This window comes from Streptomyces sp. ISL-100, assembly GCF_018614615.1.
Lineage (GTDB): Bacteria > Actinomycetota > Actinomycetes > Streptomycetales > Streptomycetaceae > Streptomyces.
Genome location: NZ_JAGGOK010000035.1, coordinates 13,505 through 35,257 on the forward strand (window position 1 = coordinate 13,505; position 21,753 = coordinate 35,257).

General features: G+C 69.9%; 25 protein-coding genes and 1 pseudogene. 16 read left to right on the forward strand and 10 right to left on the reverse strand.

Going from position 1 to position 21,753, the window contains the following annotated elements:
- Positions 1-13 precede the first annotated feature (13 nt).
- Positions 14-487, reverse strand: a complete 474-nt coding sequence (locus J7E89_RS15380; protein ID WP_214973868.1) for a Dps family protein — start codon at positions 485-487, stop codon at positions 14-16.
- Between the two features lie 98 nt (positions 488-585).
- Positions 586-996, reverse strand: coding sequence for a DUF6479 family protein (locus tag J7E89_RS15385; RefSeq protein ID WP_251060592.1), 411 nt, complete (start codon positions 994-996; stop codon positions 586-588).
- 139 nt (positions 997-1,135) lie between these two features.
- Between J7E89_RS15385 and J7E89_RS15390 the strand changes: the two genes are divergently transcribed.
- Together J7E89_RS15390 and J7E89_RS15395 are read left to right on the forward strand one after the other, a co-directional pair.
- Positions 1,136-1,657 carry a SigE family RNA polymerase sigma factor gene (locus tag J7E89_RS15390; protein ID WP_214973869.1) on the forward strand — a complete coding sequence of 174 codons (522 nt, stop codon included), beginning with the start codon at positions 1,136-1,138 and terminating at the stop codon, positions 1,655-1,657.
- 43 nt (positions 1,658-1,700) lie between these two features.
- A complete protein-coding gene (locus J7E89_RS15395; RefSeq protein ID WP_214973870.1) occupies positions 1,701-2,993 on the forward strand; it encodes a hypothetical protein in 1,293 nt (430 codons plus the stop codon).
- A gap of 28 nt (positions 2,994-3,021) precedes the next feature.
- Here the strand turns inward: J7E89_RS15395 and J7E89_RS15400 are convergent, their stop codons facing one another.
- From J7E89_RS15400 to J7E89_RS41820, 4 genes are all read right to left on the reverse strand, one after another.
- Positions 3,022-4,713, reverse strand: a complete 1,692-nt coding sequence (locus J7E89_RS15400) for a bifunctional 3'-5' exonuclease/DNA polymerase (protein WP_214973871.1) — start codon at positions 4,711-4,713, stop codon at positions 3,022-3,024.
- 252 nt (positions 4,714-4,965) lie between these two features.
- Complete coding sequence (locus J7E89_RS15405; protein ID WP_308315487.1) at positions 4,966-7,113, reverse strand: ABC transporter permease; 2,148 nt, start codon at positions 7,111-7,113, stop codon at positions 4,966-4,968.
- Positions 7,107-7,832, reverse strand: coding sequence for an ABC transporter ATP-binding protein (locus J7E89_RS15410; RefSeq protein WP_214973872.1), 726 nt, complete (start codon positions 7,830-7,832; stop codon positions 7,107-7,109). Before J7E89_RS15410 ends, J7E89_RS15405 begins: the two co-directional genes overlap by 7 nt.
- 69 nt (positions 7,833-7,901) lie before the next feature.
- Entirely contained in the window at positions 7,902-8,735 is an 834-nt protein-coding gene (locus tag J7E89_RS41820) for an NAD(P)H-binding protein (protein WP_214973873.1), read from the reverse strand.
- A gap of 87 nt (positions 8,736-8,822) precedes the next feature.
- Here J7E89_RS41820 and J7E89_RS15420 point away from each other — a divergent pair, with 87 nt between their 5' ends.
- Positions 8,823-9,233: a helix-turn-helix domain-containing protein gene (locus tag J7E89_RS15420; RefSeq protein WP_214973875.1), complete on the forward strand. Its 411-nt coding sequence runs from the start codon at positions 8,823-8,825 to the stop codon at positions 9,231-9,233.
- Entirely contained in the window at positions 9,233-10,417 is a 1,185-nt protein-coding gene (locus J7E89_RS15425) for a DUF2786 domain-containing protein (RefSeq protein ID WP_214973876.1), read from the forward strand. Before J7E89_RS15420 ends, J7E89_RS15425 begins: the two co-directional genes overlap by 1 nt.
- 73 nt (positions 10,418-10,490) lie before the next feature.
- Here J7E89_RS15425 and J7E89_RS15430 read toward each other — a convergent pair whose 3' ends face one another.
- From J7E89_RS15430 to rpmB, 3 genes are read right to left on the reverse strand one after another with little or no spacing between them, the layout of a single operon-like run.
- Positions 10,491-10,976 carry a hypothetical protein gene (locus tag J7E89_RS15430; RefSeq protein ID WP_214973877.1) on the reverse strand — a complete coding sequence of 162 codons (486 nt, stop codon included), beginning with the start codon at positions 10,974-10,976 and terminating at the stop codon, positions 10,491-10,493.
- Positions 10,977-11,015: 39 nt separating this feature from the next.
- Positions 11,016-11,321, reverse strand: coding sequence for a 30S ribosomal protein S14 (gene rpsN, locus J7E89_RS15435; protein WP_214973878.1), 306 nt, complete (start codon positions 11,319-11,321; stop codon positions 11,016-11,018).
- Complete coding sequence (gene rpmB, locus J7E89_RS15440) at positions 11,321-11,557, reverse strand: 50S ribosomal protein L28 (protein ID WP_214973879.1); 237 nt, start codon at positions 11,555-11,557, stop codon at positions 11,321-11,323. Before rpmB ends, rpsN begins: the two co-directional genes overlap by 1 nt.
- 50 nt (positions 11,558-11,607) lie before the next feature.
- On the opposite strand from rpmB, the gene rpmG reads away from it, so the two are divergent.
- From rpmG to J7E89_RS15465, 5 genes are all read left to right on the forward strand, one after another.
- Positions 11,608-11,772, forward strand: coding sequence for a 50S ribosomal protein L33 (gene rpmG / locus J7E89_RS15445; protein ID WP_214973880.1), 165 nt, complete (start codon positions 11,608-11,610; stop codon positions 11,770-11,772).
- Between the two features lie 39 nt (positions 11,773-11,811).
- The gene (locus J7E89_RS15450; protein WP_214973882.1) at positions 11,812-12,057 is read left to right on the forward strand and encodes a type B 50S ribosomal protein L31; all 246 of its coding nucleotides are present in this window, start codon (positions 11,812-11,814) and stop codon (positions 12,055-12,057) included.
- Entirely contained in the window at positions 12,057-13,205 is a 1,149-nt protein-coding gene (locus J7E89_RS15455; protein ID WP_214973884.1) for a GTP-binding protein, read from the forward strand. The genes J7E89_RS15450 and J7E89_RS15455 overlap by 1 nt, the downstream gene beginning before the upstream one ends.
- Positions 13,206-13,213: 8 nt before the next feature.
- Positions 13,214-13,450, forward strand: coding sequence for a 30S ribosomal protein S18 (gene rpsR, locus J7E89_RS15460; RefSeq protein WP_214974012.1), 237 nt, complete (start codon positions 13,214-13,216; stop codon positions 13,448-13,450).
- Positions 13,451-13,567: 117 nt separating this feature from the next.
- Positions 13,568-13,810, forward strand: a complete 243-nt coding sequence (locus tag J7E89_RS15465) for a DUF397 domain-containing protein (RefSeq protein ID WP_189715548.1) — start codon at positions 13,568-13,570, stop codon at positions 13,808-13,810.
- A 36-nt stretch (positions 13,811-13,846) separates the two neighbouring features.
- On the opposite strand, the gene J7E89_RS15470 is transcribed toward J7E89_RS15465, so the two are convergent.
- Positions 13,847-14,356, reverse strand: a complete 510-nt coding sequence (locus J7E89_RS15470) for an ATP-binding protein (RefSeq protein WP_214973886.1) — start codon at positions 14,354-14,356, stop codon at positions 13,847-13,849.
- Between the two features lie 342 nt (positions 14,357-14,698).
- Between J7E89_RS15470 and J7E89_RS15475 the strand changes: the two genes are divergently transcribed.
- The 7 genes and pseudogenes from J7E89_RS15475 to J7E89_RS15505 all read left to right on the forward strand — a co-directional run.
- The gene (locus tag J7E89_RS15475; protein ID WP_214973888.1) at positions 14,699-15,562 is read left to right on the forward strand and encodes a helix-turn-helix transcriptional regulator; all 864 of its coding nucleotides are present in this window, start codon (positions 14,699-14,701) and stop codon (positions 15,560-15,562) included.
- A 63-nt stretch (positions 15,563-15,625) separates the two neighbouring features.
- Complete coding sequence (locus J7E89_RS15480) at positions 15,626-17,083, forward strand: aldehyde dehydrogenase family protein (protein ID WP_214973891.1); 1,458 nt, start codon at positions 15,626-15,628, stop codon at positions 17,081-17,083.
- Positions 17,084-17,171: 88 nt separating this feature from the next.
- Entirely contained in the window at positions 17,172-17,720 is a 549-nt protein-coding gene (locus J7E89_RS15485; RefSeq protein ID WP_214973893.1) for a DinB family protein, read from the forward strand.
- Between the two features lie 72 nt (positions 17,721-17,792).
- A complete protein-coding gene (locus J7E89_RS15490) occupies positions 17,793-18,410 on the forward strand; it encodes a PadR family transcriptional regulator (protein WP_214973895.1) in 618 nt (205 codons plus the stop codon).
- 79 nt (positions 18,411-18,489) lie between these two features.
- Entirely contained in the window at positions 18,490-19,461 is a 972-nt protein-coding gene (locus J7E89_RS15495; protein WP_285439243.1) for an ATP-binding cassette domain-containing protein, read from the forward strand.
- Positions 19,458-20,255, forward strand: a complete 798-nt coding sequence (locus J7E89_RS15500; RefSeq protein ID WP_214973897.1) for an ABC transporter permease — start codon at positions 19,458-19,460, stop codon at positions 20,253-20,255. The genes J7E89_RS15495 and J7E89_RS15500 overlap by 4 nt, the downstream gene beginning before the upstream one ends.
- 168 nt (positions 20,256-20,423) lie before the next feature.
- Positions 20,424-21,659: pseudogene (locus J7E89_RS15505) on the forward strand (RNA-guided endonuclease InsQ/TnpB family protein); the annotation flags it as partial.
- Between the last annotated feature and the right edge of the window lie 94 nt (positions 21,660-21,753).

Sequence of the window (21,753 nt, forward strand, 5' to 3'; positions counted from 1 at the left end):
GTGCTGGCGGGCCTCAGTGCTGGTTTTCGGCCTGGAACATCCAGCGCTGCTTCTCCAGCTCCGCGGTGAGCCCGATGAAGATGTCCTGGGTCACCGGGTCGGGCTTGTCGGTCGCGTCGATCCGCTCCCGCATCCTGAGGCCGACGGTGCCGAGCGCGTCGACGATCAGTTCCACCACCTCGCTGTCCTGGGTCCAGCCGTTCGCGGGTTCGGGAAGCTCACTGGTCTTCGCGACCGTCTCGACACGGCCGTCCGGTGCGACGCCGATGGCCGACGAGCGTTCCGCGACGACGTCGGCGTACGAACGCGCGAAGGCGACCACCTCGTCGAGCTGGAGGTGGATGGAGCGGAAGCGCGGGCCCACGATCGTCCAGTGCGCCTGCTTTGCGAGAAGCGACAGGCCGAGCAGGTCCACCAGTGCGCCCTGGAGGGCGTCCGCGGTGGTCTGACGGGCGGCTTCGGGGAGGGTGCTCTTGAGGGCCGTCATGCAGGTGCTCCTTATCGACACTCTTGTCCGTCTTCTGTCTGTCTTCGGTCTCTGGCTTCAGTCTCTGGTCGGATACCGCTGTCTCGCCTGTCGGCGATCTAGCCGCCGGGGCCTCCGCTGCCGAACGCACCACCGGAGTTCTCGTCCCACCGGGGCCGGTCCTTCGGGTCCGCCTCGCTGTGCCTGCCGGAGGCGTTGCCGCTGTTTCTGAGCTCGTGCGGGAGGAGTCGTCCACGTCCGCCTTCCGGTGGCGTCACCTCGTCTGGTTCCCGGCGCTCCGTGACCTCGGGCGGACCCGCGTCGTCCGGCCGGTGCGGCTGCTCCTGGGGCGTAGGGGGAGACGGCTCGCGGTTCCTGATGCGGATGCCCCACCACACGGCGGCGATCAGAGCAGCCGCGATGACCAGCCCCGCGATGAACGGCGCGATGCCGATGACCAGGTCACTCGCGGCCAGGGGGTCCGCGAGGCCGGCGATTTCGCTGGTTCTCGTGCTCTGGAGTGCGCTCATGCGCGGCGGGTACCCACGGGCGCCCGAGTCATGAGCCGCCGTACAGGTGAAACATTTCCTCACCACCACCGCGTCAGTGGGTTGAAGGCGACACCGGACACAGCTGCCGGACACAGACGCCGACGAAGAAGGGGAGGACATGCGCCAGTCCCGCACGGAGGCGTTCCGGGAATTCGCGGCAGGCCGCTCCGCCCACCTGTTCCGGTCGGCATGCCTGCTGACCAGCGGCGACACCCATCTCGCCGAGGACCTCGTGCAGGAAACGCTGGGCCGGATGTACCTGCTGTGGGGGCGGGTCTCCAGGATCGGCAACCCGGCGGCGTACGCCCAGACCGTTCTCGTACGCACGTTCCTCACGCATCAGCGCCGCCGCTCGTCGGCCGAGCGCCCCCTCGCCGAGCTGCCCGACACCGGCGGTACGACGGTCGGCTCGCCGGGGGACGACCCGGCCCTGCGGCTGGCGCTGCTCCACGCGCTCGCCCAGCTGGCGCCGAAGGACCGGGCGGTGGTGGTGCTGCGGTACTGGGAGGACCGCAGCATCGAGGAGACCGCCGATGCGATGAAGGTCAGCTCCGCCGCCGTACGCACCAGATCGGTGCGCGCACTCGGCAAACTCCGCGAACAGCTCGGCGGCAGTCTCGCCGAGTTCGCCTCCCACTAACTCTTCATACCGTCCAGTACTGAACAGGAAGTGGTGTTTCACCATGCCCTCGGAACACTCAGGTCCCTTCGAAGAAGAACTCGGTGACGCGCTCCGCCGAACCGGCGACGGCTTCTCCAGCGAGCGCCCCGCCGGGCTCGTCGACGCAGGTATGGCCCGCGGCCGCCGCGCCCTGCGGCGCCGGCGCATCGCCGCCGTGACCGGCAGCATGGCGGCGCTCGCACTGGTGGGCACGGTGGGGGCGTACGCGGGCGGACTGGTGGGCGGCGGCACCGGGGGCGTCTCGGTGGCGGGTCCCGCCCCGGTGGCCCCTGCGGCGCCCGCCGCTCCCCCGAAGGGGCGGACGGGGCCGGGAGCGGTCTCCCCCGACGACATGATCCAGACGTTCAAGAGTGTGCTGCCCGTCGGAGAGCTGGTCGACGCGGAGGCTCGCGGCACGGGTGACAAGCTGGGCCCTGCGGTCTTCGGCGTCATCGACGACGGCAAGGGAAAGGCGGCGATCACGCTCAGCCTGATTCGCGTCGACCCCGGTTCGGAGTCCTCCCGCCAGCAGATCGAGTGCCCGGACCAGACCTACGTCCCGCACGACGCGTGCAGCAGCAAGAAGCTGGACGACGGCTCCACGCTGATGCTTTTCCAGGGGTACGAGTACCCCGACCGCCGCGTGGACACGAAGTCCTGGCGCGCCACGGTCATCACGCCGCAGGGCTACCTCGTCGACGTGAGCGAATGGAACGCCCCGGCGCAGAAGGACGCGGCCATCAGCCGTCCGAACCCGCCACTGTCCACGGCGCAATTGGGCGCCCTGGCCACCTCGCCCAAGTGGCACAAGGCGCTGAATGACCTGCCGGGGGCCGGGAGTGTGGAGGAGCCGGCCGACGCACCGAAGACGGATCCCGCCGAATTCTCGACGCTGTTCAAGTCGCTGCTGCCCGAGGGCCTGGCGACGTCCACCGAAGGCGGCCAGGTCGATTCCGCCTACGTCACGGTGGACGACGGCAAGGGCAAGAGCCTGGTCGAGGCGGGGGTGCAGCGGGGGATGGGGGCGGTGCTGGGCGACCTGAAGAAGACCGGTGAGGTCACCACGCTGCCCGACGGGACGACCGTCATCGAGCGTCGTGGCGCGGGTGACAAGGACGTGGCGGGTGCCGTGATGTGGACGGCCGACGTGTTCAGGAAGAACGGCGACCGTGTCACGATCTCGGCGCTGAACTCGGACACGCATCACAACGCCCCCACCCGCGTCGAGCCCGCGCTCAGCATGAAGCAGCTCAGGGCCATCGCACTCAGCGACAAGTGGTACGACCTGGAGGGCATGCGGGGGGCGGCGAAGTAGTCCTCGCCGTACGGCACGTCACGTCACTTCACTTCGCGTCGGCGTAGCACTCCACGACCGCCGTCGTGAAGGGGAAGCGCACCGGCGTCTCCCCGAAGGCGATCCGCCCGGCCAGATCACCGGCCGCGCGGATCGCCTCCGCGACTGTCTGTGCCTCTTCGGCGGGGCAGTGCACGATCACTTCGTCGTGCTGGAAGAACACCAGCTCCGCCCGGAGCCCCGCGGCCTTCAGGCTCTGCCGCAGCGCCGCCATCATCAGCAGCGCCCAGTCGGCGGCGCTGCCCTGCACGACGAAGTTACGGGTGAAGCGGCCCCGCGCCCGGGCGTTCGACGACGCGTACCCCGGCGTGAACTCGCCGCCGCTCGAAGCTTGTTCGGGCTCGTCCTGCGGAATGCCGGCTTCACCTTCGTCGCCGGAGCCCACCGCCGGCGGACAGGTCCGGCCCAGCCACGTCCGTACGAGCCGCTTCTCCTCGCCCGCGCGCGCCGCGTCGTCCACATACGCGACGGCACGCGGGAAGCGTCTTCGCAGCGCGGCCAGATTCTTCAGACCGTCCCCGGAGGTCTGCCCGTACACAGCGCCGAGCACGGCGAGCTTCGCCATGTCGCGGTCGCCGGCGAACGCGCGGTCCGACACCGCCTTGTAGAGGTCGCCGGGCTGCCCCGCCACGTCCATCAGCCCCGGGTCGCGGGAGATCGCGGCCAGCACCCGCGGCTCCATCTGGTCCGCGTCGGCGACCACGAGCCGCCAGCCGTCGTCGGCGATCACCGCGCGCCGGATCACCTTCGGGATCTGGAGCGCGCCGCCGCCATTGGTGACCCACCGGCCGGTGATCGTGCCGCCCGGCAGGTACTGGGGTCTGAACCTGCCCGCGCGGACCCAGCCCTGGAGCCAGCCCCAGCCGTGCGCCGTATAGATCCGGTACAGCTTTTTGTACGCGATCAGCGGTTCCACCGCCGGATGGTCGACCTCCTCCAGCTCCCATCGCCGTGTGGACTTCACCTTGATCCCGGCCTGCGCGAAAGCCTTGATCACATCGGCGGGCAGCTCGGGCCGTACGCGTCTGCCGAACGCCGCCGAGATCTCGTCCGTCAGCTCCGCCATGCGGCGCGGGTCGCCGCCGCCGGCGTACCGCTCGCCGAGCAGTTCGTCCAGCACCGCCCGGTGCACGTCCGCCCGCCACGGCAGCCCCGCGCCGTTCATCTCGGCGGCCACCAGCATCCCCGCCGACTCGGCGGCGGTCAGCAGCCGCATCCGGTCGGGGTACTCAGCAGCGCCGTGCCTGTGCTGCTGATCGGCGTACACCTCCAGCAGGTCCTCGAACGGCACCGGGACCGGCTGCGGCTCGAAGAGCGAGGACTGGGAGCCGGGCTCGGCGGGGCGCTGCGGGGGGTCGGGGGGCACGGGGTGGTTGTGCAGCCGCGCCCAGGCGGCGGCTGCCGAGTGCGGTTCGCCGTGGCGGCCCTCGTGGCCCAGCAGGAGCGACTCGGCGTCCTCGATGTCGTAGCACCGCTCTACGCGGACGCCTGCGGCGAGCAGGCGCGGGTAGATCTCGGCGGTGGAGCGCCACACCCAGCGGCCGACGCCCGGGCGGGAGCCGATCGCCGTCGCGAGGTCGGGTTCTTTACGCACGTCACCGGCCGGCCGCCCGTCCCGCCCCAGCGGCACGAGCAGCGCCCCACCTCCGTCCGTCGCGGTGACGGCCCAGCGATCGCTCATGGGTGCGAGTCTGGCACCCGGCACTGACAACGACCGTGCCCTGGCCCTGGCCCTGCGGGGCTTTCCCCTACCCGCCCCTTCCCGCTGCAACATTCTGCGGCTCCGTGAGGGGCGCTGCCCCAGACCCCGGTCCTCAAGCGCCGGAGGGCTCAAGGGGTGCGGGAGCCATATCCAGCCCGTCCGGGGTCTGAGGCTTGCCCCAGTTCAGGAAGGGGCGGGGTGGGGAAAAGCCGGCGCAGCGAGCCCCGGCCTTCAGCGGTCGGCGCGAGCCCAAGGGCAGGTCAGCACCCCCGCCAGCGCCGCCACCACCGCGCACGCCCCTGTCGCCAGCCCCACCTCCACCCACGGCACAGCCACCACCACCCGCACCGACAAGCCGCCCAGCGCCGCCCCCACCCCCGCCAGGCTGACCGCCGACACCGCCGCTCCCAGCACCGCGCCGATCGCCACCGCGAACAGCGACTCGCCCGCGACGACCCACAGCACCTGCGCCCGCGTCGCGCCGCTCAGCCGCAGCGAGCTCAGCTCCGCCGACCGGGCCGAGTTGGCCATCAGAAGCGTGTTGGCCAGCGCGATGGCCGTGTAGACGAGGGCGATGCCCAGCACCAGCCACAGCCCGTTGCGGGTCGTCGAACTCGTCCGAGGATGGCTGGCCGCAAGCCAGTCGTCGACCGTGGCGACCTGCCCCCCGGTCATCGAGCCCAGCGCGGCGGCGACGGCCCCCGCCTCCGCCCCCTCCAACAGCTTTACGTCGATACGGTCGACCGGCGCCGACGGCGCGTTCGCAGCGGTGACGTACGCACCGTTGTCCCCCGTCCCCTCCGCCAGCACTGCCACGATCCGCAGCGTCACCGCGCGCCCGTCGCCGAGCCACACATCGACCTGCCGGCCCACCACAGGCCGCTCCCACTCCTCGTTGACGACGATCGACCGGTCGTCCAGATCCCGCACATCGCCCGCGACCACCGGCAGCCGGCCGACCTCCGCCAGCGCCGCCGGATCGGTCACCGCGCGCGCGTCGGAACGGATCAGCGCGCTGCGCTCCTCCCGTACGTACACAGCGGTGGACGCCGACGGCGAGAGCGTCGCACCCGCCACCCGGCCGCCACCGACTCGAAGTCCGCCCCTATCTCCCGTCACCACCAGATCCGCCGCCGTCCGCGCCCGCGCCTCCCCCGCCTTCGACGCCGTGATCGTCTCGGCGGACCCGAGCAGCGAACCCGCGAGCGCCACCGTGATGAGCACGGGCGCGGCAATGGCGGCGGTACGGCGCAGCGAGGCGGCCGTGTTCTCGCGGACCAGCATCCCGATCGCCCCCGGCAGCGGCAGGGCGCGCGCCACAGGACGTACGAGAAGGGGAGCGAGCAGCGCCACAGCCACGATCAGGACCATGGGCTGAGTGGTGTACGTCTTGCGCTTGAGCAGGTCGGAAGGGTCGGTGGCGAGGGACCACACCAGCAGGCCGACCCCGGCCAGCAGCAGCCCGTACCCCAGCAGCCGCCGCCCGAGCGGCATCGCGGCGCTGTCGACGGACGACTCGCGCAGTGCCTCGGCGGGGCCGATGCGCCCGGCCCGCCACGACGCGGCCCAGGCCCCGGCAAGCGCCACCAGCAGCCCCGTCCAGAAGGCGGCGTGCAGCGGCCAGGACTCGTCGCCGATGGCGAACCACTCCGGCGCCAGCCCGCCGTCCACCATGGCGCGGGCCAGCCGGGGCGCGCCCCACACCCCCAACTGGCACCCGGCACCACCCGCGAGCACACCCACCACGGCGGCTTCGGTGAGCAGCAGCCGCCGCAGCTGGCCGGGCGTGGCGCCGGCGGTCCGCAGCAGCCCGAACTCGCGCCTGCGCACCGCGACGGCGAAGGCGAACGTCGACGCGACGACGAAGACCGACACGAAGGTGGTGATGCCACCGGCCGTCCCCAGCGCCGAATTCACCGCCACCAGCGCCTCGGCGTCCTGCTCGACCCACGGATCGGCGAGCCGCCGCTCGTCCCCGGTCAGGACCCGGGCCCGCTCCCCGGCAACCCGCCGCACCGCTTCAACCGGAGCGTCCACCCCCACCGCGTCCACCGCATCACCGGCGGAGTCCACCACCACAGGGCCCAGCTTCCGCAACTCACCCACCAGCCGCGCGTCCACCAACCCCGGATGCTCCAGCTTCTTCGACACCCATGCCGTGCCCGGCCCCCGCTCCACCTCCACCGTCAGCCGGTCCATCCCCATCACCACCACCGGCGACGCGGCGAACCGCTCGGGCGCGCGCTCCGGCGGGTCCAAGGTCGAGGCGAGGCCGAGCCCCATGATCGTGGTCAGGCTGACGCCGATCGCCAGCGCCACGAAGCTGCCGGAAAAAGTGGCCCAGCGACTGCGCAGCGTACTCAGAGCGACGATCAGCACGGCGTACGCTCCAGACCGGTCATCCGGGCCGCGACCTGCTCGGCGGTGGGGGAACGGACCTCGTCCGCGACGCGGCCGTCGACCAGGAAGACCACCCGGTCCGCGTACGAAGCGGCCACCGGATCGTGCGTCACCATCACGATGGTCTGCGCCTCCGCGTCCACCAACTCCCGCAGCATCACCAGCACATCACGGCTGGTCGAGGAGTCCAGAGCCCCCGTCGGCTCGTCCGCGAACAGCACCGCCGGCCGCGTGATCAGCGCCCGCGCGATCGCCACCCGCTGCTGCTGGCCACCCGACATCCGGGCGGGCCGGTGCCCGGCCCGCCCGCCGAGGCCGACCCGGGTGAGTGCCGCCCGTACCTCCGTACGCGACGGGCGCCGGCCGGCCAGCCGCAGCGGCAGCGAGACGTTCTGCGCGGCGGTCAGCGAGGGCAGCAGGTTGAACGCCTGGAACACGAAGCCGATCCGGTCCCGCCGCAGCAGAGTGAGCCTGCGCTCGCTCAGCCCGCCCAGCTCGGTGCCGCCGACGGTGACCGTCCCGGAGGTGGGCCGGTCGAGCCCCGCCGCACACTGCAGCAGCGTGGATTTGCCGGAACCCGAAGGCCCCATGACGGCGGTGAAAGTCCCACTGCCGAAGTCGATGTCGACCCCGTCGAGGGCTTTGACCTCGCCGTATGTCCTGTGGAGTGCGGTCAGCCGCACGGCCGGTGTGAGCATGTGCCCAGACTTCCGCGCCGCGGCCCCCCGGGCACGACCCCCGAGCCGACTCCTGGGGTATGGCTGGCCCTACCTGCTCAGGTGGCCTACCGCCTCCACATACACATCCAGCGCCGACCGAGGCGCCCGCCCCAGCAGCCGCGCAAGCTCGCTCTCCTTACCCTCGCCCCCGTCCATGAAGGCGCCCGCGACAGCGGAGTACGTCCCCACCAGCATCGGCACCTGGAAGGCGGTGGCATTGCCCGACGCCGCGATCGCCGCCCTCGCCGCCGCCAGGCTCCCCGGCTCGTACGGCACGGAAAGAGCCGCCGCCAAGTCCACGCCGCCCAGCGCCCGTTCCCCGGTCAGCTCGTACGTACGCCCCGCATGCGACGCCGCCGACACCGCGACCCGCGCCGCCACCTCCGCCAGGTCCTCCCGTGCCACCGCGGCGAGTCGGCCGTCGCCCAGCGGTGCGGTGATCCGCCCGTCGGGGCCGGGCGCCGCGATGTAGGCCAGGAACTCGGCGTACAGCCCATTGCGCAGCACAGTCCACTCCAGCCGGCTGCTCCCGCGCAGGCGCCGCTCGGTCCAGCGGTGCGCGAGCGCGTACGGCAGGTGGTCACCGTCGGACGACAGGCTCGTATAGACGATGTGCCGTACGCCCGCGTCCTCGGCAGCGGAGATCGCCGCCTCGTGGCGTGCGATGACGACGTCGTCCTCCCCCTCCCCGGCGGAGATCAGCAGCAGCGTCCCGATCCCGGAAAAGCCCTCGAGCAGGGACGCCGGGTCGTCGAAGTCGATACGGCGGCCCCCAGGAGCGGGGTTCCTCGTACCCAGCACTACGTCCTCGCGGCCCGCCAGGCGCTGTGAAACGAGCTGCCCGAGGCCGCCGGATGCGCCGGTGACCAGGATCTTCGACATGGAATGACTCTCCCCGCGTTCGTGGTTCCTCTTGGTAACTGGGACCATCGTCGGTGGCGGCGCGCGATCGCGTAAGGAGGCACATTGATGTCAGTGGGGCACACGGAAGTAACCACCGACCCCGTGATCAGCTGTGACGAATCACAGGAGGACTGCGGAATCCGCGACGTACTGGACCGGCTCGGCGACAAGTGGTCGGTCCTGGTCGTGGTCGAACTGGCCGCCGGTGTCCGTCGGTTCAGGCAGCTCCAGCGCGCCCTGCCCGGCATCTCGCAGCGCATGCTGACCCTGACCGTCCGGCGCCTGGAGCGCGGCCTGCTGTCGCGGACCGTCCACCCGACGGTTCCGCCGCAGGTCGAGTACGAGCTGACGCCGATGGGTCACTCCTTCACTCACGTGCTCAAGGCCCTGTCGGTCTGGTCCCTGGACCACCGGGAGGCGATGGCCGACTGCCGCAGCGCATGGGACGCGGCCAACCCGGACTCGGGAATCCGCTGATGGAGCAGATCGAGAAGGCCGTCGCGGCAGCCGTGTACGCCGCCGACGGCAACGCCGGCCTGGACCTCGGTGCCTCGCTCATAGCCGCCGCCCCCTGGGCCGAAGCGGGCCGCGAACTCCTGCGCCGGGGTGAGGAGTTCGTACGCCGCGCCTGGGAGCGAGGCTGGCAGCCCGCCGATGTCGTACGCATGGTCCGCCGCGACCTGGACGAGCGCCACGTACGCCTCACCGTGGACCTGATCGCGGCAGAGAACCGCAGGTACGCCGCCACGGCCCCCCGCTGGCAGACCCAGCTCCGCGACCTGGAGGCGACGGAACCGTGGTGGGGCAGCGACGAGAGTTACGCCGACGCGCTCGCGGCCCGCGAGCGAGCGGACCGCTTCTCGCTCGCCACATCACTCCTCGAACTCTTCCGCCTCCTCGTCCGGCTTCCCGCGATCGAGCCGGTGGGCCCGCCCCCGGGCGAGCCCGTGCACGTACGCCCGCACTCACCCACCCCCGACGAGCCGCGCATGCTCACCCGCATCCGCGCGCTGCTGGCCAAGGCGGAGGCGACGGACTACCCGGAGGAGGCGGAAGCCCTCACCACCAAGGCGCAGGAGCTGATGGCGCGCCACAGCATCGACGCCGCGCTGCTCGCAGCCCAGGGGCACACCGGTGACGTGCCGGTCGCGTGCCGGATCGGCGTCGACGCGCCGTACGAGACGGCCAAGGCGGTCCTGCTCGACGCCGCCGCCTCCGCGAACCGCTGCCGCGCGGTGTGGAACAGCGGCCTCGGCTTCTCCACGGTCGTCGGCTTCGAACCCGACCTGGAATCCGTCGAGCTGCTCTACACCTCGCTCCTCGTGCAGGGCACGGCGGCGATGACCCGGGCGGAGGCGGCCCAGCGAGCAGGCGGCCGCAAGCGTACGAAGGCCTTCCGCCAGGCGTTCCTGACGGCGTACGCCAGCCGGGTCGGCCACCGCCTGTCCGAGGCGACGGAACACGTCACCGAGGAGGCGGGCGGCTCCCTGCTGCCGGTGCTGGCGGCGCGGGACGTGGCGGTGGAGGACCGCGCGGAGCGGATGTTCCCGCAGACGACGTCGACGCGGGTACGGGGCGTCAACGACCACGCGGGCTGGGAACACGGCACGGCCGCCGCGGACCGGGCAACGATGCCGCGCCATCCCGGCGTGACCCGCTGATTCCGTGGACGACGAAGGCCGCGGCCCCGTGAGGAGCCGCGGCCTCGTACGATCCGAAACGTAAGTCAGTACGTCAGGAACCCGGCAGCTTGGGCAGGTCGGTGGGAATGCCCTCCGGCAGCTTGTCGCCGACGGTGGACTTCTTGTAGGAGTCCACGATCCCGCTACCCCATTTCACGGTGATCGTGTCGCCGCCCGCGCCCGGCGTGACAAGCCCGGTCGTACGGTCGGCGTTGCCGTCTGGGCACTTCAGCTTCAGCGTCACCTTGGCGTCCCTGGCGACCCTGCCGGAGCAGACGTGCTCGCCCGCGACAGCCGCGTCGGAACCCTGGATGACCAGCATGACGATCTTGCCGTCGGTCGTCGCGACCCAGGACCCGGAGACGTCCGCCGACGCCCCCTGGTCCCCGGCGGGCGGAGCGCTGCTCTGCCCGGTGCCGCTGCCGCCCTTGCCCTTGTCGCCGCCCGTGCTGCCGCCGCTGTCGCTGCTGCAGCCGGTCAGTACGAGGGCGGCCGCGACGGCCGCCGCCGCGACGGTGGTACGTACAAGCTCACGCACGCCGGACTCCCCAGTCTCGGTAGGTCGGAACGCGCCAAGCTACCAGGAGGACTTGCGTACGCCGGGGAGGAAACCGGCATGCGCCTGTTCCCGCATCCGCACCCTGGACAGCCCGAACTTCCTGAGGTGGCCCCGGGGCCGGCCGTCCACACTGTCCCGGTTTCGTACGCGCGTCGCACTCGCGTCACGCGGCTGACGGCGCAACTCCGCCAGCGCCGCCGCACGCTCGGTCTCGCCCGTTCCGGGCTTGCGGAGGATTTCCTTCAGTTCCGCCCGCCGCTCGGCGTACCGCTCGACGACGACCTTGCGCCGCTCATTGCGGGCGATCTTGCTCTTCTTCGCCATCAGACCTTCACTCCCCGCGCGCGGATGCGGGCCACGGCCGCCTCGACGCCGATCAGGTCGACGGTCTTGATCGCCCTGGCGCTGAGTACGAGCCGCACATGGCGCCCCTCACTGGCCAGCCAGTAGCGCTTGCGCTGGATGTTCGGGTCGAAGCGGCGCGAGGTGCGCCGGTGCGAGTGGGAGATGTTGTTGCCGAATCCCGGCTGGGCGCCGGTCAGCTGGCAGTGGGCGGACAAGGTCAATCACTCCTCTTTGATAATGGGAACCATTTCCATATACTAACCACATGGCACGCAACGAAGTCCGCCCGATCATCAAGCTCAGGTCCACGGCGGGGACCGGCTACACGTACGTGACCCGCAAGAACCGCCGTAACGACCCCGACCGCATGACGCTCCGCAAGTTCGACCCGATCGTCCGTCGGCACGTCGACTTCCGCGAAGAGCGCTGACCGAGCAGTAGCGACCAGAGCAGAAAGGGGCATCACTTCATGAAGCCCGGAATCCACCCGTCGTACGGCCACGTCGTCTTCCGCGACAAGGCCGGCGGCTTCGCCTTCCTCACCCGTTCCACCATGACCAGCGACAAGACGGTGGAGTGGGAGGACGGCCGTACGTACCCCGTCGTCGACGTCGAGATCTCCTCGCAGAGCCACCCCTTCTACACGGGCACGGCGCGTGTACTGGACACGGCGGGCCGCGTGGAGCGCTTCGAGCGCCGCTACGGAGCGAAGTAGTGACGCAGAAGGGGAAGCTGCCGGTCGTCATCGTCGGCGGCCTGCACTCCGACGCACGCAAGGAGGTCGTGGAGCAACTGCTGCGCCGGGTCCCCGGCAGCGTCGCCCTGCATCACGACCTCTCGACCGCGGCCGAAGGAACGGTACGCCGCACAGTGCGCGACACTCACGGCGAGAGCTCGTCGGGCGACGCGCCGCTCGTCAACGACTGCGCGTGCTGCGCCCTGCGCGAAGATCTGGTGCCGGAGCTTGAGCGGCTGGCCGACAGTGGCCTCACCCGGCTCGCGGTCGTCGAGCTGTGGGACTCGGTCGAGCCCAAGGCGATGGCCGAGGTCGTCGTCGCGCACGGCGGGGACGTACTCGACCTGACCGCCGTCATGACGGCCGTCGACCCCGCACTGCTGCTGCCCTACCTCGGCTGCGGCGACGATCTGGCGGAGGCCGGGCTGGCGGCGGCCGCGACCGACCAGCGCACGGTCGCGGACACGTGGGCACGGCAGCTGGAGTACGCCCCGGTCCTCGCCGTGGTGGACAGCGAGGAGGCGGACGAGCAGGACGACGCGCTCCTCGCGCAGCTGCATCCGACGGCCCGCCGGGTCGAGGCAGCCTCCGGCGAGCTGGCCGAGGCGGCCTTCGCGGGCTTCGACATAGAGGCCGCGGCGGCCCGCCAGCACCCGGCGTGCGCGCTGCTTCCGCAGGACGCGGACGACAAGGGCGTCGGCACGCTGGTGTGGCACCGCAACCGCCCCTTCCATCCGGAGCGGCTCTACGAAGCGCTGGAGGACCTGACCTGCGCGGCCGCCCGCAGCCGGGGGCGGTTCTGGCTCGCGGACCGGCCGGACACGCTGATGGCGTGGGACGCGGCGGGCGGTGCGCTGTGTGTGGAGAGTGCGGGGCCGTGGCTGGCATCGCTGCCGGACGCCGCCTGGGAAATGGTCCCGCCCGTACGCCGGGCCGCGGCCGCGCTCGACTGGCACCCGGAGCACGGGGACTGCTGCCAGCACCTGGTCTTCACTTCACCGGGACTCGACCGCGGCGGGCTCGAAGAGCTCCTCGAATCCTGCTTGTTGACCGATGCCGAATACGCGGCGGGGCGTGATGCGTGGAAGCTCCTGCCGCCCGCTTTTGATTCCCTTCTGGAGGCCTGATGTCCCGCCTGTCCCGAGGTAAAGATCCTCGTAAGCCGCTCAAGTCCCGCCCCAATCCGCTGGACGAGGCGAAGATTACGTACATTGACTACAAGGACACCGACCTGCTGCGGAAATTCATTTCGGATCGCGGGAAGATCCGGAGCCGTCGTGTGACAAGGGTCTCGGCCCAGCAGCAGCGGCAGCTGACCCGGGCCATCAAGAACGCCAGGGAGATGGCCCTGTTGCCCTACTCCTCGCGCTGATCGGAAGTTCTGTAATCAGGAGAGCACCCGGCGTGCACGTGCATCTGCCCATGCATCCACAAGTGAACAAAGCTATGATCCGGGGCAGTTGACATCTGCACTTTCCGGGAGCGACCTGTGCACCACGCGTACAACGGCATGGCGGCCACAGAGCTTCACGGGGTGGTCTGGCAGAAGAGCAGGCACAGCAACTCACAGGGGTCGTGTGTGGAGTTTGCCAAATTGCCGGGCGGGAATGTGGCAGTCCGCAATTCGCGACACCCGGACGGGCCCGCACTCGTCTACACACCTGCCGAGATCGAGGCGATGCTGCTCGGCATCAAGGACGGCGAGTTCGACCACCTGACAGCAGGCGGCTGACCGGAATCAACCGGTCCGCCACCCGCCTACTCTCGGTTACTGCTGTTCGCTCCTGAGGCGGAACAGCGCCCATACGACCTTGCCGCTCAGCGTCCCGGCGAGCGGGTGCCATCCCCAGCTGTCGCTGAATGAATCCACCAGAAACAAGCCACGTCCGGACTCGGCGGAGAAGTTGTCCGGCTCACGCGTCACCGGGCTCTCGTGGCTGGGGTCGCGCACGGCGCACACCAGACGCGAGGTCCAGCGCATCAGGTGCAGTCGTACGGGAGGGTCCTGCTCGCTCGTACGCGGGGTGTCGGCCGGCAGCGCGTGCCGCAGCGCGTTGGTGACGAGCTCGGAGACGACCAGGGCCACATCGTCGAAGCAGTCGCCGAGCTCCCACTGCGCCAGCGTGGACTTGGTGAACTGGCGGGCTCCGCGCACCGCTTCGTACCTGGGAGGCAGCGCGCAGGAGGCTGAGCTGGAGACCTCTGCGGGGTCGATGGGGGGAAGCCCCTGCCTTAATGGCTCGAACGGCTCGAGCACGGTCGATCCATTCGTCCCCATGCGAGGCACTCCCGGGATTCGCGGTCGTTGCGATACAGCGGTAGCGATGCGGCGGTAGTACGGCGTCAGCACGAAAGAGCATGCAGGTGCGCGCGGACCATGGTTCCGAATGCGTACGGCAGATGCAAGGGCAGATGCACGTGCACGCGCCGGACCTGTCCGACCCCGTGCCGGTTCTTGCTCATTTCTTCCCACCACCTCTTTTGGTGACTTGTACAGCTCTTGCCATTTCCGTAATCGGATGAGTACGGGGTGAAGCGTTTTAATGGCAGACTGCGCCTCTCGGAGACCTGGGGGACGGCGCTCCGCTACTGAACTGTCGGACTCGGGAGGGCTGGAGAAGTGACCGCAGGCGAGTCGAGCGGCTCTGTGGTGCGGCGCATCCTGCTGGGATCCCAGCTCAGGCGGCTGCGTGAGTCGCGTGGGGTCACACGCGAGGCGGCCGGCTACTCGATCCGCGCATCCGAATCGAAGATCAGCCGCATGGAGTTGGGACGGGTGAGCTTCAAGGCCAGGGACGTCGAGGACCTGCTGACGCTCTACGGCGTCACGGACGGCACGGAGCGCGAGTCGCTGCTGAGCCTGGCGCGGGAGGCCAACGTGGCGGGCTGGTGGCACAGTTACGGCGATGTGCTGCCTGGCTGGTTCCAGACGTACATCGGACTGGAAGGTGCCGCCTCCCTCATCCGGATCTACGAAGTCCAGTTCGTACACGGACTGTTGCAGACCGAGAGCTACGCGCACGCCGTCGTCTCCCGCGGCATGCCGCAGGCGAGCGCGGCGGAGGTCGACCGCAGGGTCGCGCTGCGCCTGGAGCGTCAGAAGGTGCTCGTGTCCGAGCGCGCGCCGCACTTCCACGCCGTACTCGACGAGGCGGCGCTGCGCCGTCCGTACGGCGACCGGGCCGTGATGCGGGGGCAGTTGCAGCACCTCATAGAGGTGTCGGAGCAGCGGAACATCACGCTGCAGGTCATGCCGTTCAGCTTCGGCGGTCACGCGGGGGAGAGCGGCGCGTTCACGATGCTGCAGTTCCCCGAGTCGGACCTCTCGGACCTCGTCTACCTGGAGCAGCTCACCAGCGCGCTCTACCTGGACAAGCGCGAGGAAGTCGCCCAGTACCAGCGGGTGATGGAGCGGCTCCAGAAGGACAGTCCGAGCGCGGCGGAATCCCGGGACGTGCTGCGCGGACTGCTTCAACTCACGTAACCCGCCAGTAGGATGAGGTTTTATCAGGAGTCCGCACCTGCTCACCCTGCAGTAAGGGATCGCATGTCCTTCTTCACCGACCTGGCCCATCAGTACATTGACGGCGAGTGGCGGACCGGCAGCGGCTCGTGGGACATCATCGACTTCAACCCGTACAACGGGGAGAAGCTCGCCGCGATCACGGTGGCCTCGGTGGACGAGGTCGACGAGGCCTATCTGGCGGCGGAGCGCGCGCAGCCGGCCTGGGCCGCGTCGAGTGCGTACAAGAGGCGGGACGTCCTGGAGCGCGCCCTGCGGATCACGCAGGACCGCGAGGACGAGATCACCGAGGCGATCATCGACGAGCTCGGCGGTACGCGGCTGAAGGCGGCGTACGAGGTTCATCTCGCCAAGGAGTTCCTGCGCGAGGCGATGCAGAGCGCGCTGCGGCCCGAGGGGAGCATCATGCCCTCGCCGGTGGAGGGCAAGGAGAACCGCGTCTACCGGCTGCCCGTCGGTGTCGTCGGTGTCATCAGCCCCTTCAACTTCCCCTTCCTGGTGACGCTCAAGTCGGTCGCCCCGGCGCTGGCGCTGGGCAACGCGGTCGTGATCAAGCCGAACCAGAACACGCCTGTTGTCGGCGGCGGCCTGATAGCCAAGATATTCGAGGACGCGGGGCTGCCCGCCGGGCTGCTGAATGTGCTGATCACGGACATCGCGGAGATCGGTGACGCGCTGATAGAGCACCGGGTGCCGAAGGTGATCTCCTTCGCGGGCTCCGACAAGGTGGGGCGGCACGTGGCCGCCGTCGCCGCGAGCCACTTCAAGCGCGCGGTGCTCGAACTGAGCGGCAACAGCGCGCTGGTCGTCCTGGACGACGCGGACATCGACTACGCGGTGGACGCCGCGGTCTTCAGCCGCTTCGTGTACCAGGGGCAGGTCTGCATGGCCGCCAACCGCATCCTGGTGGACCGCTCGGTCGAGGCGGAGTTCACGGAGAAGTTCGTAGCGAAGGTACGGTCCCTGGTGACCGGCGACCCGGCCGACGCCAGGACCCACATCGGGCCGGTCATCAACACGTTCCAGGCGGACGCGCTGACGGGGCTGGTGGAGCAGGCGCTCGCCGAGGGCGCGACCGCGCTCGTACGAGGGTCTACGCGCGGCAATCTGGTCGAGCCGACCGTACTGAGCGGGCTGCCGGCCGACTCTCCGATCCTGGCGCAGGAGATTTTCGGTCCGGTGGTCCTGCTGATCCCGTTCGACGGCGAGGACGCGGCCGTACGGATCGCCAACAACAGCGAGTACGGGCTGAGCGGGGCGGTCCACACGGGGAACCTGGAGCGGGGCGTGCGCTTCGCGAAGCGCGTCGAGACCGGGATGATCCACATCAACGACTCGACGGTCCAGGACGAACCGCAGGTGGCCTTCGGCGGCGAAAAGTCGTCGGGGATCGGGCGGCTGAACGGGGAGTCGGCGGTGGAGGCGTTCACCACGCAGAAGTGGATCTCCGTGCAGCACGGGCGGACGAAGTTTCCGTTCTGACCGGAGAGTTGCGGACAGCCTCTGTCCGCAAGGGTTCGTAGCGTAGCTCTTGTCAGTTCGACGACGAGACGACGACAAGGCGGACATCATGGTCGCACACGTGAACGCAGAGGCCCGCGGCGACGAGCGTGGCGCGCTCCTGGCCTTCCTGGACGCCGAGCGCGGCGGCATCCGGCGGGCGCTGCTCGGGCTGACGGACGAGCTGGCCGCGACGAAGCCGAGTGCGAGCGAGCTGTCGCTGTCCGGGCTCCTCAAGCACGTTTCCGAGGTGGAGCAGGGCTGGCTGTCCCGGGCGAAGCAGGTCGCGCCGGAGGTGCAGCGGTCCGAGGAGAACTGGGACGAGACCTTCCGGCTCGTCGGTGACGAGACGGTCGAGAGCCGGCTGGCGTACTGGGAGAAGGTCGCGCAGCAGACCGAGGAGTTCATCCGGTCGGTGCCGAGCCTGGACGACACCTTCCCGCTGCCGGACGAGCCGTGGTTCCCCGACTCGGAGCGGGTCTCGATGCGGTGGCTGCTGCTCCGGCTGATCACCGAGATGTCCCGGCACTCCGGCCACGCCGACATCATCCGCGAGAGCCTGGACGGCAAGACGGCGTTCGAGCTGGTGGCGCTGGAGCGCGGCGAGACCTGGGGCTGATCTTTCCTCCTCGCCGCACCCGTTACTCTCTAATCAAAGTTGAGTAGAAGGTGAAAGGGTGAGGGTGCGGCGATGTCAGCGATCAGGCTGCTGGTCCTCGGCGCCGTCCGTCAGCACGGGCGCGCGCACGGCTATCAAGTACGCAACGACCTGGAGTACTGGGGCGCCCACGAGTGGTCCAACGCCAAGCCCGGGTCGATCTATCACGCGCTGAAGCAGATGGCCAAGCAGGGACTGCTGCACGCCCACGAGATCGCGCCGAGCACGGTCGGCGGTCCGCCGAGGACCGAGTACGAGGTCACGGAGAAGGGCACCGAGGAGTACTTCGGGCTGCTCCGCGAGGCCTTGACGACGTACGACCAGAAGATGGACGTGCTGTCGGCGGGGATCGGCTTCATCGTCGACCTGGAGCGGTCCGAGGCGGTCGAGCTGCTAAAGGAGCGGGTGCGGGGGCTGGAGGGGTGGCGGTCGGCCGTCACCGAGTACTACACGCCGGAGGACGGGCCGGAGTCGATCGGTCACATCGGCGAAATCATGAACATGTGGGTCCACTCGGCGGACGCGGGGGCCGAGTGGACGCGCGGCCTCATCTCCCGGATCGAGGGCGGGGCGTACACCTTCGCGGGTGAGGGCGGCGAGCCCTTCGTGGGAGTGCTGGCAGAGGGCCAGGAGAATCCGTACGCCAGCTAATCAAGTTTGACGAATGGTGGTGGCGGGTTTACCTTTGGCGTCGTAGTCAAGTTTGACTACATGCCTTCGGAGGAGATGGATGTCATTGGCTGACGTCGACGCGGCGATCGTCGTCCAAGGAGCACAGAAGCGGTACGGGGAGAAGCGGGCCCTGGACGGGCTGGACCTGGTGGTGGGGCGCGGCACGGTGCACGGCGTGCTCGGGCCGAATGGCGCGGGCAAGACCACGATCGTCCGGATCATGGCCACGCTGCTGCGGCACGACGCGGGACGGGTGGAGGTGGCCGGGTACGACGTACGGTCGCAGGCCCGCGAGGTGCGGGCGCGGATCGGGCTGCTGGGGCAGCACGCGGCGGTGGACGAGGAGCTGGGCGGGCGGCAGAACCTGGAGATGTTCGGCCGGCTGTACCACCTGGGAGCGCGCCGGGCGGGCGCACGGGCCGACGAACTGCTTCAGCGTTTCGGGCTCGCCGACGTGGGGAGCAAGCCGGTCGGGAAGTACAGCGGAGGCATGCGGCGGCGGCTGGATCTGGCCGCCTCGCTCATCACGGACCCGCAGGTGCTGTTCCTGGACGAGCCGACGACCGGGCTCGACCCGCGCGGGCGCGCGGAGGTGTGGGGCGCGGTGCGGTCGCTGGTCGGGGGAGGTACGACCGTACTGCTCACCACGCAGTATCTGGAGGAGGCCGACCAGCTGGCCGACCGGATCACGGTGATCGACCGGGGCAGGGCCGTCGCCGAGGGAACGCCGGACGAGCTGAAGGGCAAGGTCGGCGGCGACCGGATCGACGTGGTGCTGCACGACGCAGGGCAACTGGGCGCGGCGGCCGCGCTGATGGGCCCGGACGCGGAGACGGACGTGGACCGGCGGCGGATCAGCGCGCCGGTGGCGGACCGGATGGCGGCGCTGACCCGGATCGTACGGGCGCTGGAGGCGGCGGGGATCGAGGCGCAGGACATCGCGCTGCGCAGGCCGACGCTCGACGAGGTGTTCCTGCACCTTACGAAGGAGACCGGCGAATCCGGCGAGACGAAGGAGATTGCGGCATGAGCGGCGCGGGCGCGGCTGTGGGGTGGGCGGTCACCGATTCCTGGACGATGACGCGGCGCGAACTCGCCCACTGGGCGCGGCAGCCGGTGCGGGTGATCGTCGGCCTGGTCTTCCCGGTGATGCTGCTGCTGATGTTCGGATTCCTGGTCGGTGGCGGCAAGGGGGTGTCGGGCGATTACGTCGACTTCCTGGTGCCCGGCATGCTGGCGCTGACCATGGCCTTCGGCCTGGAGGCGACGATGCTCGCGGTCACCCAGGACCTCAACAAGGGGGTCATCGACCGGTTCCGCTCGATGCCGATGGCCTCGGGGGCGGTACTGGTGGGGCGCGCGGTCGCGGACATGCTCCAGTCGGCGGCCGGCCTGGCGGTCATGGTCGCCGTCGGCTACGCGATCGGCTGGCGCTGGCACGGCGGGGTGCTCGGATTCCTGGGCGCGATCGGGCTGTTGCTGCTGCTCCGCTTCGCGATGCTGTGGATCGGCATCCAGCTGGCGATGGTCGCGGGCAAGCCGGAAATGGTCCAGGCGGTGCAGGTCCTGGTCTGGCCGGTCGGCTTCCTCTCCAACGCCTTCGCGACTGCGGAATCGATGCCGGGCTGGCTCGGCGCCGTCGTCGAATGGAACCCGCTGTCGGCGACGGCCACAGCGGTACGCGACCTCTTCGGCAACCCCGCGGCGGCCGGGAACTCGTGGCCCGCGGAACACGCGGGGCTGTTGGCGGTGGTGTGGCCGGTGGTGCTGGTGGCGGTGTTCTTCCCACTGGCGGTACGGAGGTTCGGGCGGCTGAGCCACTGAAATTGACGGGCTGAGAGGTGGAACCCGGGCGCGGTCGCGTTTTCGGTTAACACGTTCTGGCGGTACTTGGTCACGAAAACCAAGTGCGCATGCAACAGGATGCACAATGTCTGCCAGTTCCGATCCATTCGTATTCACCCGTAAACCGACGGTAGTACGGTCGCGTTTGTGCAGCTTCGTTACGCCTTTCGCATCGAGCCGAGCCCCGGGCAGCGCATCGCGCTGAGCCGGGCGTTCGGCTGTGCGCGGGTGGTGTTCAATGACTGTCTCCGGGCGCGGAGGGACGCGCATGCTGCGGGCCTGCCGTATCCGAAGTCGGCCCAGCTGTCGAAGCGGTTCATCACCGAGGCGAAGGCAACCCCCGAGCGCTCCTGGCTCGGGGAGGTGTCTGCCGTGGTTCTGCAGCAGTCCCTGCGGGACCTGGATTCCGCGTATTCCCACTTCTTCGCGAGCATCAAAGGCACTCGCAAGGGGCCGAAGGTCGGCGAGCCCCGGTTCAAGTCGAAGCGGGACAACCGGCAGGCTGTCAGGTTCACCGCGAACGCACGCTGGTCGATCACGCCGGGTGGGAAGCTGATCCTGCCGAAGATCGGCCCGGTGCGGGTGCGCTGGTCACGGTCGCTGCCGTCTGTGCCGTCCACGGTGACGGTGATCAGGGACGCATCCGGCCGGTATTGGGCGAGCTTCGTGGTGGAGACCGATCCGGCCAACGAGATGCTGCCGCCCACCACCGGAGATCAGGGAATTGACCTCGGGCTGACCCACTTCGCCGTGATGGCGGACGGGTCCCGGGTGAAGTCCCCGCGGTTCCTGCGCCGGGCGGAGAAGAAACTCAAACGACAGCAGCGCTGCCTGTCCCGCAAGGCCAGAGGCTCGAAGAACCGGGACAAGCAGCGCGTCAAAGTCGCCCGGGCGCATGCGAAGGTCGCGGACGCGCGCAGAGACTTCCACCACAAGCTGTCCACCAAGCTGATCCGTGAGAACCAAACGATCAGCGTGGAGAGCCTGTGCGTGAAGGGCCTGGCCCGCACCCGCCTGGCCAAGTCCGTGCACGACGCGGGGTGGTCCGCGTTTGTGAACATGCTGGACTACAAGGCGACCAGGTACGGGCGCACCCTCACCAAGGTGGACCGGACGTTCCCGTCCTCCCAGGTGTGCTCCGCATGCGGACACCGCGACGGACCCAAACCCCTGCACATCCGCGCCTGGACCTGCCGCCAGTGCGGGACCCGGCACGACCGGGACCACAACGCGGGCAAGAACGTGAAATACGAAGGCCGCCGGATACGGGCCGCAGCCGCATAGAGCAGCATCATCCACCCCAGGGCATGGGGCCTCACGCCGGTAACGGTGCGAGTAAACGCCTGCGGAGCACGGGTAAGACCAGGACTTGTCCCGGCACAGTGCGCAACCCCCACCGATGGCGGGGAGGAACCAGGAACCCACCTCAAGGCGAACCGTCACGACGGACGCCAGGGAGAGAATCGCCCCCGTTCAC

Excerpts from the sequence above, each read along its gene's own strand:
- J7E89_RS15380 (WP_214973868.1), bottom strand. The coding sequence starts at position 487 with ATGACGGCCCTCAAGAGCACCCTCCCCGAAGCCGCCCGTCAGACCACC.
- J7E89_RS15385 (WP_251060592.1), bottom strand. The coding sequence starts at position 996 with ATGAGCGCACTCCAGAGCACGAGAACCAGCGAAATCGCCGGCCTCGCG.
- J7E89_RS15390 (WP_214973869.1), top strand. The coding sequence starts at position 1,136 with ATGCGCCAGTCCCGCACGGAGGCGTTCCGGGAATTCGCGGCAGGCCGC.
- J7E89_RS15395 (WP_214973870.1), top strand. The coding sequence starts at position 1,701 with ATGCCCTCGGAACACTCAGGTCCCTTCGAAGAAGAACTCGGTGACGCG.
- J7E89_RS15400 (WP_214973871.1), bottom strand. The coding sequence starts at position 4,713 with ATGAGCGATCGCTGGGCCGTCACCGCGACGGACGGAGGTGGGGCGCTG.
- J7E89_RS15410 (WP_214973872.1), bottom strand. The coding sequence starts at position 7,832 with ATGCTCACACCGGCCGTGCGGCTGACCGCACTCCACAGGACATACGGC.
- J7E89_RS41820 (WP_214973873.1), bottom strand. The coding sequence starts at position 8,735 with ATGTCGAAGATCCTGGTCACCGGCGCATCCGGCGGCCTCGGGCAGCTC.
- J7E89_RS15420 (WP_214973875.1), top strand. The coding sequence starts at position 8,823 with ATGTCAGTGGGGCACACGGAAGTAACCACCGACCCCGTGATCAGCTGT.
- J7E89_RS15425 (WP_214973876.1), top strand. The coding sequence starts at position 9,233 with ATGGAGCAGATCGAGAAGGCCGTCGCGGCAGCCGTGTACGCCGCCGAC.
- rpsN (WP_214973878.1), bottom strand. The coding sequence starts at position 11,321 with ATGGCGAAGAAGAGCAAGATCGCCCGCAATGAGCGGCGCAAGGTCGTC.
- rpmG (WP_214973880.1), top strand. The coding sequence starts at position 11,608 with ATGGCACGCAACGAAGTCCGCCCGATCATCAAGCTCAGGTCCACGGCG.
- J7E89_RS15450 (WP_214973882.1), top strand. The coding sequence starts at position 11,812 with ATGAAGCCCGGAATCCACCCGTCGTACGGCCACGTCGTCTTCCGCGAC.
- J7E89_RS15470 (WP_214973886.1), bottom strand. The coding sequence starts at position 14,356 with ATGGGGACGAATGGATCGACCGTGCTCGAGCCGTTCGAGCCATTAAGG.
- J7E89_RS15480 (WP_214973891.1), top strand. The coding sequence starts at position 15,626 with ATGTCCTTCTTCACCGACCTGGCCCATCAGTACATTGACGGCGAGTGG.
- J7E89_RS15485 (WP_214973893.1), top strand. The coding sequence starts at position 17,172 with ATGGTCGCACACGTGAACGCAGAGGCCCGCGGCGACGAGCGTGGCGCG.
- J7E89_RS15490 (WP_214973895.1), top strand. The coding sequence starts at position 17,793 with ATGTCAGCGATCAGGCTGCTGGTCCTCGGCGCCGTCCGTCAGCACGGG.
- J7E89_RS15495 (WP_285439243.1), top strand. The coding sequence starts at position 18,490 with ATGTCATTGGCTGACGTCGACGCGGCGATCGTCGTCCAAGGAGCACAG.
- J7E89_RS15500 (WP_214973897.1), top strand. The coding sequence starts at position 19,458 with ATGAGCGGCGCGGGCGCGGCTGTGGGGTGGGCGGTCACCGATTCCTGG.